This window comes from Streptomyces sp. NRRL F-5123, assembly GCF_000721495.1.
Taxonomy (GTDB): domain Bacteria; phylum Actinomycetota; class Actinomycetes; order Streptomycetales; family Streptomycetaceae; genus Actinacidiphila.
Window position 1 is genome coordinate 143,857 of record NZ_JOHY01000011.1, and the last position, 12,972, is coordinate 156,828.

The 12,972-nt window shown below is 75.6% G+C and carries 12 protein-coding genes; 4 read left to right on the forward strand and 8 right to left on the reverse strand.

The annotated features are described in order from the left end of the window. Positions 1–5: 5 nt before the first annotated feature. Positions 6–488 carry a carboxymuconolactone decarboxylase family protein gene (locus IH54_RS0113500; protein ID WP_052397393.1) on the reverse strand — a complete coding sequence of 161 codons (483 nt, stop codon included), beginning with the start codon at positions 486–488 and terminating at the stop codon, positions 6–8. Between the two features lie 49 nt (positions 489–537). On the opposite strand from IH54_RS0113500, the gene IH54_RS0113505 reads away from it, so the two are divergent. Continuing rightward, positions 538–2,091, forward strand: a complete 1,554-nt coding sequence (locus IH54_RS0113505; RefSeq protein WP_078862170.1) for a PLP-dependent aminotransferase family protein — start codon at positions 538–540, stop codon at positions 2,089–2,091. Between the two features lie 56 nt (positions 2,092–2,147). Here IH54_RS0113505 and IH54_RS0113510 read toward each other — a convergent pair whose 3' ends face one another. The 4 genes from IH54_RS0113510 to IH54_RS0113525 form a co-directional block, all read right to left on the reverse strand. Beyond that, positions 2,148–3,137: a malate dehydrogenase gene (locus IH54_RS0113510; protein ID WP_031516349.1), complete on the reverse strand. Its 990-nt coding sequence runs from the start codon at positions 3,135–3,137 to the stop codon at positions 2,148–2,150. Positions 3,138–3,345: 208 nt separating this feature from the next. Then, complete coding sequence (locus IH54_RS41565; protein WP_052397394.1) at positions 3,346–4,119, reverse strand: helix-turn-helix domain-containing protein; 774 nt, start codon at positions 4,117–4,119, stop codon at positions 3,346–3,348. A gap of 319 nt (positions 4,120–4,438) precedes the next feature. After that, positions 4,439–4,837 carry a DUF3017 domain-containing protein gene (locus tag IH54_RS0113520; protein ID WP_078862171.1) on the reverse strand — a complete coding sequence of 133 codons (399 nt, stop codon included), beginning with the start codon at positions 4,835–4,837 and terminating at the stop codon, positions 4,439–4,441. After that, positions 4,827–5,693 carry a bifunctional methylenetetrahydrofolate dehydrogenase/methenyltetrahydrofolate cyclohydrolase gene (locus IH54_RS0113525; RefSeq protein ID WP_031516354.1) on the reverse strand — a complete coding sequence of 289 codons (867 nt, stop codon included), beginning with the start codon at positions 5,691–5,693 and terminating at the stop codon, positions 4,827–4,829. The genes IH54_RS0113520 and IH54_RS0113525 overlap by 11 nt, the downstream gene beginning before the upstream one ends. Positions 5,694–5,836: 143 nt before the next feature. On the opposite strand from IH54_RS0113525, the gene IH54_RS0113530 reads away from it, so the two are divergent. Next, positions 5,837–6,496: an RDD family protein gene (locus tag IH54_RS0113530; protein WP_031516355.1), complete on the forward strand. Its 660-nt coding sequence runs from the start codon at positions 5,837–5,839 to the stop codon at positions 6,494–6,496. Positions 6,497–6,610: 114 nt separating this feature from the next. Here the strand turns inward: IH54_RS0113530 and purH are convergent, their stop codons facing one another. Together purH and purN are read right to left on the reverse strand one after the other, a co-directional pair. Continuing rightward, positions 6,611–8,194, reverse strand: coding sequence for a bifunctional phosphoribosylaminoimidazolecarboxamide formyltransferase/IMP cyclohydrolase (gene purH, locus IH54_RS0113535; protein WP_031516356.1), 1,584 nt, complete (start codon positions 8,192–8,194; stop codon positions 6,611–6,613). Continuing rightward, positions 8,191–8,790 carry a phosphoribosylglycinamide formyltransferase gene (purN, locus tag IH54_RS0113540; protein ID WP_031516357.1) on the reverse strand — a complete coding sequence of 200 codons (600 nt, stop codon included), beginning with the start codon at positions 8,788–8,790 and terminating at the stop codon, positions 8,191–8,193. Before purN ends, purH begins: the two co-directional genes overlap by 4 nt. A gap of 401 nt (positions 8,791–9,191) precedes the next feature. Between purN and IH54_RS44470 the strand changes: the two genes are divergently transcribed. After that, positions 9,192–10,010, forward strand: coding sequence for a hypothetical protein (locus tag IH54_RS44470; RefSeq protein WP_052397395.1), 819 nt, complete (start codon positions 9,192–9,194; stop codon positions 10,008–10,010). Between the two features lie 6 nt (positions 10,011–10,016). Here IH54_RS44470 and IH54_RS41570 read toward each other — a convergent pair whose 3' ends face one another. Beyond that, positions 10,017–11,807, reverse strand: a complete 1,791-nt coding sequence (locus tag IH54_RS41570; RefSeq protein ID WP_052397396.1) for a DUF6350 family protein — start codon at positions 11,805–11,807, stop codon at positions 10,017–10,019. A 310-nt stretch (positions 11,808–12,117) separates the two neighbouring features. On the opposite strand from IH54_RS41570, the gene IH54_RS39670 reads away from it, so the two are divergent. Continuing rightward, entirely contained in the window at positions 12,118–12,960 is an 843-nt protein-coding gene (locus IH54_RS39670) for an RNA polymerase subunit sigma-70 (protein ID WP_159011819.1), read from the forward strand. The last annotated feature ends 12 nt before the right edge of the window (positions 12,961–12,972 follow it).

The window sequence follows — 12,972 nt, forward strand, 5'->3', positions numbered from 1 at the left end:
GGCCGCTACTTGCGGGCCGCAGGTGAGAGGCGGCAGGTCACGCCGATGCGGTTCCACGCGTTCATCGTCACGCACATCGCGACGAGCCTCGGCATCTCGTCCTCGTCGAAGAGCTTCGCCGCCTCGTCGTAGACGTCGTCCGCGACGCCGTGCGGGCCCAGCTCCGTCACGGCCTCGGCCAGTGCCAGCGCGGCGCGCTCGCGGGCGGTGAAGAAGGGGGTCTCGCGCCACACCGTCACACCGATGAGCTTCTGCTGCGTGATGCCCTCGGCGAGCGCCGCGTGGCTGTGCTTGTCGACGCAGAAGGCGCAGCCGTTGAGCTGCGAGACGCGGACCCGGACCAGCTCGCGCACCACCGGGTCCAGGCCGCGGGCGGCGGCCTTGTCGAGGGCGAACATGGCCTCGTAGAAATCCGGGGCGCGGTCCATGAGGTTGATGCGGCGGACGGGGGCGGGGACGGTCGGGGCGGCTGCTTCGTTCGTGGTCATGACCTCACCGTAGCCGCCAAGTGGCACCGCTCCGTGGTCCACTAGAGGCATGAACGAGTGGGCCATTCCTGCCGGTCCCGCGGGTCCTGCCGGTCCTGCCGGTCCCGCCGCCTCCGGCAACCCGCAGCGCGGCAGCGGCGACTACGACCTCCTGCTGGACCTCGCGGGCCGGCGCACCCGGGCGGGCCTGGAGGAGGCGCTGCGCGCGGCCGTACGCGACGGGCGGCTCGCCCCCGGCACCCGGCTGCCGTCCAGCCGGGTCCTGGCCCGCGACCTCGGCCTCGCCCGCAACACCGTCGCCGACGCGTACGGGCAGCTCGTCGCCGAGGGCTGGCTCACCGCCCGGCAGGGCTCGGGCACCACGGTCGCCCCGCGGCCCGCCGTCCCCGCCCTCCGTACGGGCCGGGGGCACCGCCCGGGCGAGCGCGGCCCCGAGGCGCCCCGCAACGGCCCCGCGGAGCTCGCACCGCACCACTCCGGGCTGCCGTACGTCCTGTGGCCCGGCTCCCCCGACCTCGGGTCCTTCCCCCGCACCGGCTGGCTGCGCGCCGCCCGCCGGGCCCTCACCGCCGCACCCAACGAGGCCTTCGGCTACACCGACCCGCGCGGCCGCCCCGAACTGCGCGCCGCCCTCGCCGACTACCTCGCCCGCGTGCGCGGGGTGCGCACGGACCCCGAGCACCTGGTGATCTGCACCGGCTACACGCAGGGCGTGGGCCTCCTCGCCCGCGTCCTGCACGCGCGGGGCGCACGCCGGGCCGCGTACGAGAGCGTCGGGCTGCCCGACGTGCCCACCGTGCTGCGCGTCTCGGGCCTCGACCCGCGCCCGCTGCCCGTCGACGCCGGCGGGGCCCGCGTCGAGGAGCTGGACGGCGACGTCGCCGCGGTGCTGCTCACGCCCGCGCACCAGTTCCCGCTCGGCGTCAGCCTGTCGCCCGGGCGGCGCACCGCGGTCGTCGCCTGGGCCCGCTCCACCGGCGGCATCGTCCTGGAGGACGACTACGACGGCGAGTTCCGCTACGACCGGCAGCCCGTCGCCGCACTCCAGGCGCTCGCCCCCGACCACGTCGTCTACGCCGGCACCGCGAGCAAGAGCCTCGCCCCCGCGCTGCGGCTGGCCTGGCTCGCCGTGCCGCCGCACCTGCTCGACGCGGTCGTCCGCGAGAAGCGGATCGCCGACCACCAGTCGGCGGTGCTCGACCAGCTGACGCTGGCGGAGTTCCTGCGCTCCGGGGCGTACGACCGGCACGTGCGGCGGATGAGGTCGCGCTACCGCGCGCGGCGGGACCGGGTCGTGGAGGTGCTGCGCGGCTGCGCGCCGGACGTCCGGGTGTCCGGCATCGCCGCCGGGCTGCACGCGGTGGTGGAGCTGCCCGCCGCAGCGGGCCCGGTCGACGCGGTGGTGGCCCGCGCCCACCGGCTGGGCCTGTCCGTGCCGGGGCTCCCGGCGTTCGGAGCTTCCCCCGCCCACCCGCCCGCCCTCGTCGTGGGGTACGGCACCCCGCCGGACCACGCCTTCACGCAGGCGCTGAGCTTGCTGTGCACGGCGCTCGGGGGTGCGCCTCGAGCTGAGCCGCGCGACCGTCCGCCGGTGGGCGGCTGAGCGCGACGCCCCGGGCAAGGGGCAGCTCGGGGCGTCGCGGCAAGGAAGAGCTGGGCTCAGATGAGGCCGAGCTCGCGCACGGCGGCGCGCTCCTCCTCCAGCTCCTTGACGGAAGCGTCGATCCGCGGGCGCGAGAACTCGTTGATCTCCAGGCCCTGGACGATCTCGAAGGAGCCGTTCTTCGTCGTGACGGGGAAGGACGAGATGAGGCCGGCGGGCACGCCGTAGGAGCCGTCGGAGACGATGCCCATCGACGTCCAGTCGCCCTCGGCCGTGCCGTTCACCCACGTGTGGACGTGGTCCAGCGCCGCGGACGCGGCCGACGCCGCGGAGGAGGCGCCGCGCGCCTCGATGATCGCGGCGCCGCGCTTCGCGACCGTCGGGATGAACGTGTCGGCGAGCCACTGCTCGTCGTTCACGACCTCCGCCGCGTTCTTCCCGGCGACCTCCGCGTGGAAGATGTCCGGGTACTGCGTCGCGGAGTGGTTGCCCCAGATCGTGACGCGCTTGATGTCGGCCACGGCCGCGCCGGTCTTCTTCGCGAGCTGCGCGATCGCCCGGTTGTGGTCCAGCCGCGTCATGGCGGTGAAGCGCTCGGCCGGGACGTCGGGGGCGGCGGACTGCGCGATCAGCGCGTTCGTGTTCGCCGGGTTGCCGACGACCAGGACCTTGATGTCGTCGGCGGCGTGGTCGTTGATGGCCTTGCCCTGCGGCTTGAAGATGCCGCCGTTGGCCGAGAGCAGGTCACCGCGCTCCATGCCCTTGGTGCGCGGGCGGGCGCCCACGAGCAGGGCGACGTTGGCGCCGTCGAAGGCGACGTTCGGGTCGTCGGTGATGTCGATGCCGCGCAGCAGCGGGAAGGCCGCGTCGTCCAGCTCCATGGCCGTGCCCTCGGCGGCCTTGAGCCCCTGCGGGATCTCCAGCAGCCGGAGCTTCACCGGTACGTCCGCGCCGAGCAGGTGGCCCGAGGCGATGCGGAAGAGGAGGGCGTAGCCGATCTGGCCGGCCGCTCCGGTGACGGTGACGTTGACGGGAGTGCGAGTCATTGCCTTCTCCTGGCCTGTGCGCGGTGGCCGCGCGTGCTGCTGGGTCGGGGGTGCGGCCTGTGCGCGGCCGCCCGGCAATGGCTGGGCGGCGGCCCAGATCGCGGATCTCCCCGTGGTCGGGAGAGCCACCCGCCAGGCTATCGCGGGGCCGCGGCCGCACGGACCCGGCCCCGCTCCGGCATGCGTGTCCGTACGGGCGTGACCTGCCTCACCCTATGCAGATGCCGAGGACGACGAGGCCCAGGCACAGGCCGGTGGACGTCGGGGCAGCGGTCGCGCTCGGCGGCTCGTCGGACGGGCTCGGCGTGGGAGGAGGCGAGGACGCGGGAGTTGACGGCGCCGGATCCGCCGTCGTGGGCGCGGCGGACGGCGTCGGGGCCGACGTCCGCGGTGTGCTGCCGGGGGCGGGCGGTGCGGTCGTGCCCGCGGGTGTGCGCCCCGAGGCCTGCGGGTGGGTGCGCGGCGGGGAGGCCGCGGGAGTACGGGACGCGGGCGCCGTCGTGGCCGTCGCCGTCGGGGCGGCGCCGTGGCCGGGGGCGCTGCTGCTGCCCGTACCCGCCAGGAGGACGATCGCGAGGAGTGCGGCCACCGCGCACACGCCGGCCGCCCCCAGCAGGACGGCCCGCCGGCGTCCGGACGGCAGCCCCTCCGCGGCGCCCAGCGGATCCAGCGGATCCGGATCCGGTACGGGCCTGCCGCGGCCGCGCTCCCCTGTGCCGTTCGCCGCCTTGTCGGCGAGCCGCCACAGGGCGCCGGCCCGCTCGTAGTCCGCGCCGCTCGCCTGCGCCAGCACCTCCACCGCGGCGAGCGGCGGCACGCGCCGCGCCGCGAGGTACGAGGCCCACGCCTCCGCGGACTCCGCGGTGCGCGCGGCGAGCGCGGGCACGGTGAGGCCGCTGCGGTCCTTCATGCGCCGCAACTGCGTCGCGAGCCGCCGCATGTCCACGGGGGCGCGGTCCGTGAGCGGCTCCCATTGACCCATGCCGCACCCTTCGTGTCCCGACGGATACCGAGGGCAACGATAGAACACCCGTGCCGTACGGATGTTCTTTCCGCTCAACCCCCACACGGGGACGCCCGGTGTGCTAAAGCGCACCCCGGGACACTCCGGGGTGCCTCTTGCGGTGACGTTCGCGATCCTCCCGCCGTCGTGGCCGGCCGCGCCGTTCTCCCCCAGCGCCTCGCCCTGGGGAGGTACCCCCCGCGCCCCTGGGTGATTGCCGCTTGGCGTGGCCCGTCGCCTTTCCCCGGCGGGGGCTGGCCGCGCGGGCCACCGCACGAGGCATTCCGGTGCGGAACGCCTACTTGACGGAGAAGTGGATGATGTCCTCCAGGAAGGGGATCCGGAGGATCGGGTCCGGCTGCGCCATGAGCGCGAGCAGGATGATCGCGAGGCCCAGGATCGCGTAGGTGATCACGTCGGTGAACCTGCTGCGCACGGCCAGCATGCCGACGGACGACAGCGTCCAGCGCAGGACGCCCCCGAGGAGCAGGGCCACGCCCACCGTGATCGCGCCCGCGCGGAACGCGCCGGACGCGGTGGTGACGAGGCCCGCGACCGCGCCGACGACGACGAGGAGGATCGGCCACTGCCGTGCTGGCGCAGGCGCGTCGCCCGGGGCGGCGCGCCCGCCGCCCTCGGGGCGTGCGGTGGAGGTCGTGACGGCGGGGCGGCCTCCGGGGCCCAGCTCAGCCGACACGGGCCGCCGCCTGCCGTTCGGCCGCCTCCACCACGTTCTGCAGCAGCAGCGCCCGGGTCATCGGGCCGACGCCGCCGGGGTTGGGGGAGATCCAGCCCGCGGTCTCGGCGACGGCGGGGTGCACGTCGCCGACGATCTTGCCGGCCTCGTCGCGGCTGACGCCGACGTCGAGCACGGCCGCGCCCGGCTTGACGTCCTCGGGCTTGACGATGTGCGGCACGCCGGCCGCGGCGACGACGATGTCGGCCTGCCGCAGCTGCGCGGACAGGTCGCGCGTGCCGGTGTGGCACAGCGTCACCGTCGCGTTCTCGGACTTGCGGGTGAGCAGCAGCCCGATGGAGCGCCCGACCGTGATGCCGCGGCCGACCACGACGACGTGCGCGCCGTTGATCGCGACGCCGTGCCGGCGCAGCAGCTCGACGATGCCGTTGGGCGTGCAGGGCAGCGGCGCGGGCACGCCGAGGACGAGCCGGCCGAGGTTGGTGGGGTGCAGCCCGTCCGCGTCCTTGGCGGGGTCCATCAGCTCCAGGACACGGTTGGTGTCGATGCCCTTGGGCAGCGGGAGCTGCACGATGTAGCCGGTGCAGGCGGGATCCTCGTTGAGCTCGCGGACGACCGCCTCGATGTCCTCCTGGGTGGCGGTGCCGGGCAGCTCGCGCTGGATGGAGCCGATGCCGACCTGTGCGCAGTCGCGGTGCTTGCCGGCGACGTACCACTTGCTGCCGGGGTCGTCGCCGACCAGCAGAGTGCCGAGCCCGGGGGCGGCACCGCGGGCCTTGAGCGCCTGGACACGCTCGGTCAGTTCGGACTTGATCGCGGCTGCGGTGGCCTTGCCATCGAGAATCTGGGCGCTCATGGCCCCATTGTCGTCGATCGGGGGTGCCCGTCAGCAAATCCGTGCGGATCCCGTCCGCGGACAGCCCTTGCGCGGCGATGTCACCTGGTCGGACGATATGGCGTTTGCTGCAGCCCGTCCCCGTCCCGTGAAGGAAACCGCACGTGAGCCAGCCTCCCGGCCCCCCGTCCCCGTACGGCGGCGGCCAGCCCCAGCAGCCGTACGGCCAGCCGATACCGCCCGGCGTTCCGCCGCAGGTCCCCTACGGGCAGCCGGCCGGCTACGGCTACCAGCAGCCGTACGGCTATCCGCAGCCGGGCGGAATGCCGCCGGGGATGCCGCCGCTGGCGAGCTGGGGCGCCCGGCTCGGGGCGCTGCTGCTGGACTTCCTGATCGTCTACCTGGTGCCTGTCGGCATCTACCTGGCCGGCATGATCCCCGACCTGAACAGGCGGCAGGACGCGCTGAACACGTGCCTCGACCACGGCGTCGCGAAGAGCTACTGCGACCTGCCCGGCGCCACGGACAACGAGCTGACGCTGATGATCGTCGGCGGCCTCCTGGCGTTCGCCGCGCTGATCTTCGTGAGCTACCGGGAGGGCATGACCGGCCAGAGCCCGGGCAAGAAGATCGTCGGCATCCGGGTGCTGCGCGAGCACGACGGCTCGGCGCTCGGCTTCGGCCGCGGCTTCGGCCGCCAGATGGGGCACATCCTGGACCGCATCCCGTGCCTCCTGGGCTACCTGTGGCCGCTGTGGGACTCGAAGAACCAGACGTGGGCCGACAAGATGGTGCACAGCGTGGTCGTCAAGGACCAGTTCTGATACGCCGTTTCCGATACGCCTGAGCTGCTGCTCCGGTACCGAATCGGCACGTACGACGGCCGCGGCCGCACCCCCGTTCCCAGGGGGTGCGGCCGCGGCCGCGTCGCCGGTCGCTCAGTGGAAGAAGTGCCGCGTGCCCGTCAGGTACATGGTCACGCCGGCCTTCTGCGCGGCCTCGATCACCGCGTCGTCGCGGACCGAGCCGCCGGGCTGCGCCACGGCCTTGACGCCCGCCTCGGCGAGCACCTCGAAGCCGTCGGGGAAGGGGAAGAAGGCGTCGGACGCGGCGTACGAGCCGGCGGCGCGCTCGGCGCCGGCGCGGGCGACCGCGAGCTTGGCCGAGTCGACCCGGTTGACCTGGCCCATGCCGACGCCGACCGTGGCGCCGTCCTTGCCCAGCAGGATCGCGTTGGACTTCACCGCGCGCGAGGCGCGCCACGCGAAGGCCAGGTCGGCCAGCTCGGCCGACGCCAGCGGCTCGCCGCTGACCAGCCGCCAGGTGGTGGGGTCGTCGCCCTCGGCCTGGAAGCGGTCCTTGGCCTGGATGAGGACGCCGCCCTCGATCGGGCGCCGCTCGGTGACCGCGGCCGGGGCACCCTCGACCTTGAGCACCCGGATGTTCTTCTTGCGCGCGAGCACCTCGACGGCGCCGTCCTCGTACCCCGGGGCGACGATGACCTCGGTGAAGATCTCCGCGACCTGCTCGGCCATCGCGACCGACACCGGGCGGTTGACGGCGATGACGCCGCCGTACGCGGACAGCGGGTCGCACGCGTGCGCCTTGCGGTGCGCCTCGGCGACGTCCGCGCCGACCGCGATGCCGCACGGGTTGGCGTGCTTGATGATCGCCACGCACGGCTCGTCGTGGTCGTGGGCGGCGCGCCGGGCGGCCTCGGTGTCCACGTAGTTGTTGTAGGACATCTCCTTGCCGTGCAGCTGCTCCGCGCCGGCCAGGCCGCTCGCGGGGGCGTCGGCGCTGACGTACAGGGCGGCGGCCTGGTGCGGGTTCTCGCCGTAGCGCAGGGTCTGGCGGCGGGTGAAGACCTCGCCCGCGAAGGCGGGGAAGTCGCTCTCCCCGTCGGCCGCGTAGCCGTCGGCGAACCAGGAGGCCACAGCCACGTCGTAGGCGGCGGTGTGCCGGAACGCCTCGGCGGCGAGCCCCTTGCGGGCGGCCAGGTCGAAGCCGCCGGTCTGCGCGGCGGCGAGCACGTCGGCGTAGCGCCCGGGGCTGGTGACGACGGCGACCGAGGGGTGGTTCTTGGCGGCGGCGCGCACCATCGAGGGGCCGCCGATGTCGATCTGCTCCACGCACTCGTCGTCGGACGCGCCGGAGGCGACGGTCTCGCGGAAGGGGTAGAGGTTGACGACGACCAGCTCGAACGGCTTGACGTCCAGCTCCTCCAGCTGCCGCCGGTGGTCGTCGAGGCGCAGGTCGGCGAGGATCCCGGCGTGCACTCGCGGGTGCAGCGTCTTGACCCGGCCGTCCAGGCACTCGGGGAAGCCGGTCAGCTCCTCGACCGGCGTGACGGGCACCCCGGCGGCGGCGATCCGGCCGGCGGTCGAGCCGGTCGAGACCAGCTCCACCCCCGCCTCGTGCAGCCCGCGTGCCAGCTCCTCCAGGCCGGTCTTGTCGTAGACGCTGATCAGCGCGCGGCGCAGCGGGCGCTTGTCCTGGCCTTCGGTGGTGTCGGCGCTCATGCCGGAATCCGTACCTTTCGTCCTTCGATGCGGTAGCCGTCGCGCGACAGCCGCCCTACGACGTCGACGAGCAGCCGCCGCTCGACGTCCTTGATGCGCTCGTGGAGCGCGTCCTCCGTGTCGTCCTCGCGGACCTCGACCACGCCCTGGGCGATGACCGGTCCGGTGTCGACGCCGTCGTCGACGAAGTGGACGGTGCACCCGGTGACCTTGGCGCCGTACGCGAGCGCGTCGCGTACGCCGTGGGCCCCGGGGAAGCTCGGCAGCAGTGCCGGGTGGGTGTTGACGATCCGGCCGCCGAAGGCCGCGAGGAAGTCCTTGCCGACGATCTTCATGAAGCCGGCGGAGACGACGAGGTCCGGTGCGTACGCCGCGGTCGCCGCGGTGAGGGCGGCGTCCCAGGCGGCACGGTCGGGGTGGTCCTTGACCCGTACGACGAAGGTGGGGATCCCCGCGCGCTCGGCGCGCTCCAGGCCGACGATCCCGTCGCGGTCGGCGCCGACGGCGACGATCCGGGCCCCGTGGCCGGGGTCCGCCGCGATGGCGTCCAGCAGCGCCTGCAGATTGGTGCCGGAGCCGGAGACGAGCACGACCACGCGGGCGGTGGCTCCGGTGGAGTCGGCGGCGGGCGGGACGGCGAACGGTGCGTCGGACGCGGCGGGAGTACGGGCGGCCACTGGCGGGAGGCTCTCTCTCGCGGCTGCCGGGCAGGCACCCGGCAGCCTTAGGATGATCGTACGAGTCGGGGGTTGGCCGGATTCCGGGGAACCCTACGAGACCCCCGACCGTCAGCAACGATACCGGCACTCCGGACAGCCCCCGCGGGACGGGGGAGCGCCCGGAGGGTAGCGTCTGCCGGGAACACGGACTTCGCGCGCCCTGCGCGAGGGTGAACGTGATGTATCCGACACCTGTGTCACGTATGACATACATACGGCACGCAGGCCGGAGGATTTCACCAGACCGCAATGCCCGCACGAGGAGTCGAGCCCAGGGGATGGCGCATCACATCATGAGCAGCGGCCGTATTCGTCTTGCGCTGCGCGCGCCCGAGGGCGACCAGGACCAGGAGAACCCGTTCGCGCCGCCGCCCGAGGGAACGCCGGACCGGCCCTGGCAGCCGCGGCAGCCGTCGGGGTCCGGCGGCTCGGGCGGCTCGGGGTCGGGGTCGGGATCGGGATCGGGATCGGGATCCTCCGACGATCCCGGCTCCACGCCGCCCACCCCGCCGCAGGGCGCGCCGCAGCCCTGGGGCAGCCAGTGGAGCAGCCGGCAGCCGCAGGGCGGGCGGCCCGACCCGTACGGGCAGCGGCCCGACCCCACGCAGGGCCCGACCGGCCCGCAGGGCACCGGACCGCGCTTCGACCCCACCGACCCGGCCCACCGGCGCTCCCGCTACGCCATCTTCTTCGGCAGCTGCGGCCTGCTCTTCGCGCTGCTCGGCTGGACGCCGGTCGCCCTGCTGCTCGGCGCGCTCGCGCTCTACTGGGGCATCAGCGCGCTGCGGATGCCGTCCGAGGAGCGCGCCCAGGCCCGCGCCGCGGCCGCCTCCGCGCTGGCCGACGCCACGCAGTCGCCGCGCCCCGCGCCGCCCGCGCCGGGCCCCGACGCGCAGCGCTCGTTCGTCACGGCGGCCTGGACGGGCATCGTGGCCAGCGGGCTCGCGCTCGTCATCGTCGCCGGTACGTACGCCTTCCACCTCGCCTACCGCGACTACTACACCTGCCGCCAGGACGCCCTCACGACGCCGGCCGCGCACGCCTGCCAGAAGCTCCTCCCGAAGCCGCTGCGCGACCTGCCGTCGATGCGCCCGTAACACCCGTCAGGGCCCGGCCGGCGGCCCCGCGGGCCGCGGCGGGAAGTCCGGCGCGGGCGCCTGCGGCGGCTGCTGGGGCTGCTGGGGCTCGGGCGGCGCCGACGGCTTCGCCGCCACCGGCGGCGCGGAAGGTTCGGACGGCGCGGAGGGCTGCGGCGGCTGCTGAGGACCGGCCGGCGCGGGCGCCTGCGGTGGCCGGGGCGGCTGGGGCGGCTGGGGCGACACCGGCGGCGCGGACGGCCGGAACGGCCGCGACGGCTCGGCCGACACCGGCGGCTTGAACGGCTGCGACCACTCGGCCGACACCGGCGGCACAGGCGGCTCGAACGGCTCGGCCGACACCGGCGGCACAGACGGCCTGAACGGCTGCGACCGCTCGGCCGACACCGGCGGCACAGACGGCTCGAACGGCTCGGCCGACACCGGCGGCACAGACGGCTCGAACGGCTCGGCCGACACCGGCGGCACAGACGGCCTGGACGGCTCAGCCGACACCGGCGGCCTGAAACCCCGCGGTGCCTGGAGCGGCTGGGGCCGCGCGGGCGGCTGCGGGGGGTGCGTCGGCGGGTTCGGAACCGCCGGGGTGCGCGGGGTGCGCGGCGTGCGGGTGCGGAACCAGGCGACGGCCACGGCCGGCGGCAGCACGAGGGCGAGCGGCCAGGCCGCGGCCGCGGCGGCGGTGAGCCACCAGGCCGGGCCGACGCGTGCGAGGCTGCCGACCCCCAGGGGCCCGCCCGAGGCCGCCGCGAGCACGCCGAGCGCGAGTCCGCAGGTCCCCGCGGCGCCCGCGACGACCAGTGCCGTACGGCCGGTCCGCAGCCGGGCCCGTACGCAGACCCAGCCCAGCGCCCCGGCCGCCAGGACCGGCACCGCGAGGGTCGCCCAGCCCGCCGGGTGCGGTCCGCCCTGGCCCGGCAGCGCCGCCAGCAGCGGGAAGCGCGGCAGCAGCGGATAGCCGGAGGCCCCCGTGGGCGCGACGGTGCTGCCCGCGCCGACGGAGAAGCCGGGCCCGAGCGCGTACGCCGCGGACCACACCGCGAGGTTCGGCACCAGCAGCACGCACAGCAGGAACACCGCGACCTGCCCCGCGAACGGCGCGCTGAGCTGCCCGAACGTCCGCCCCGCCGCGCCCGCGTGCCACCCGAGGGCGACGGCGCCGACGACCGCCCCACCGCCCACCAGGACACCCGCCCCGATTCCACCGGCCCGCAGCGCGAGCGCCACGTCGCCGCCCCACGCCCGGTAGGCCGACAGCGGGGGCCGCCCGCGGCCCGCCCACGCCCCGGCGGCGGTCGCGGCGGCCGCTAGGAGCGGCACGTGCAGCAGCGCGGACAGCACGTCGGCGTGCAGCGACCCGGCGGCGGCGTAGGCCGTGACCGGCACGGCGACGGCGAGGTAGCCGCCGAGCACCCAGCCCGCGCAGGCCCGCGTGCCGTTCGCGACCGCCGACGCCGTACCGCGGTAGAGCAGCCACGCGGGAAGCACGCTCAGCAGCAGCGGCGTGACGCCTACGGGCGCCGGAACGCCGGAGAGGGTCGTGTCGCGCACCAGGGCGGCGCCGTGGGCGAGCAGCCACAGGTCGGCGGCGATGTGCAGGGCCCCGCCGAGGCCGCTGTCGGGGAAGGGCGAGGCGACCCAGAGCAGCAGCACGACCGCCGCGAGCCCGAGCAGCACCAGCCCCGCCGCGGCCATCCCCGCGACGGCGGCCGACGCGCGCAGCGCGGCGAGGGGGCGGGGGATGTCGGGGTCGGGCTCGGCCGCTGCTCCGGAGCCGGGCCGGGCCGCCGGTTGCGTCATATGAGTCACGGCGTCCCATGGTGCCAACAACACCCGTTTCACCCGTGCAGCGGGCGGTTGGTCGTCGTGTCGCCCATGATGCGGCGTATACGTGGTTTTTTCAGACTGTCTGATGCGTATGACGAGTCGGATGAGATGAGAGGTCCTCCCCGTGAGCAGGCGCAAACGGCCCCCCACGTCCCGGCCCCGGACCGCCGCGCGGGCCCGTACCGCTCCCGTGTCCGTTCCCTCCGCTTCCTCAGCTTCCGTCTCCGCTCCGGCCGGGCCCGCGTGGGCCCTTCCGGTGCGGGCGGTCACCGTCCATCCCGCGGTGGCCGCCGAGGTCCGGCCGCTGGGCGGGGCGGCGGAGCCGGTCCCGGGGGCGGGGACAGCGGCAGATCCGGGGGACGCCCTGCTCGACCCGGCCGACACGCTCGACCCCGAGGCCGCGTTCGACGCGCTCTACCTGCGGTGCGCGGAGCCGCTGCGGCGCCAGGTGGTCGTCCTCACCGGGGACGCGCAGCTGGCCGCGCAGGCGGTGCGGCGGGCGTTCGACCAGGCGTGGCAGCGGTGGCCGGAGGTCGCGCGGGACAGCGACCCGGCGGGCCGGCTGCGGGCCGCCGCGCACGCGTACGCGCTCGCGCCCTGGCAGCGGCACTGGAAGCGGGTGCGCAGGCGCCCGCCGGCGCCCGCCCCGGAGGACGCCCTGTGGCGCGCGCTGGTGGGGCTGCACCCGGAGCGGCGGCGGGCGCTGCTGCTGCACGACGGGCTCGGGATGAGCCTGGTGCGCACCGCCGCCGAGGTCGAGTCGAGCCCGGCCGCGGCCGCCTCCCGCGTCATCGGGGCCCGCCGCGAGCTGGCCGCGGCGGCGCCGGACGCGTACGACGGGGGCGACGCCGCCGAGCACCTGGCGGGCCTGCTCGCGGCCGTACCCGAACCGCCGCCCTCCCCGGGTGCGCCGGACGGTGCCCCGGCGGCGCCCGCGCGGCCCGCGGGCGTACGAAAGGCCAGCGAGCGCGGGACGCGGCGCCGTACGCTCGCGTCCTTCGCCGCGGCCGGGACGGTGCTGCTGGTCACGACCGTCTGCATGATCGTCGGACCGCAGCGGCCGGGCGAATCCCCCCACCACGACCCCGTACCGCCGCACGGGCAAGCGGCCCAGTCCCCGCGGTGAACCCCGGCCGGT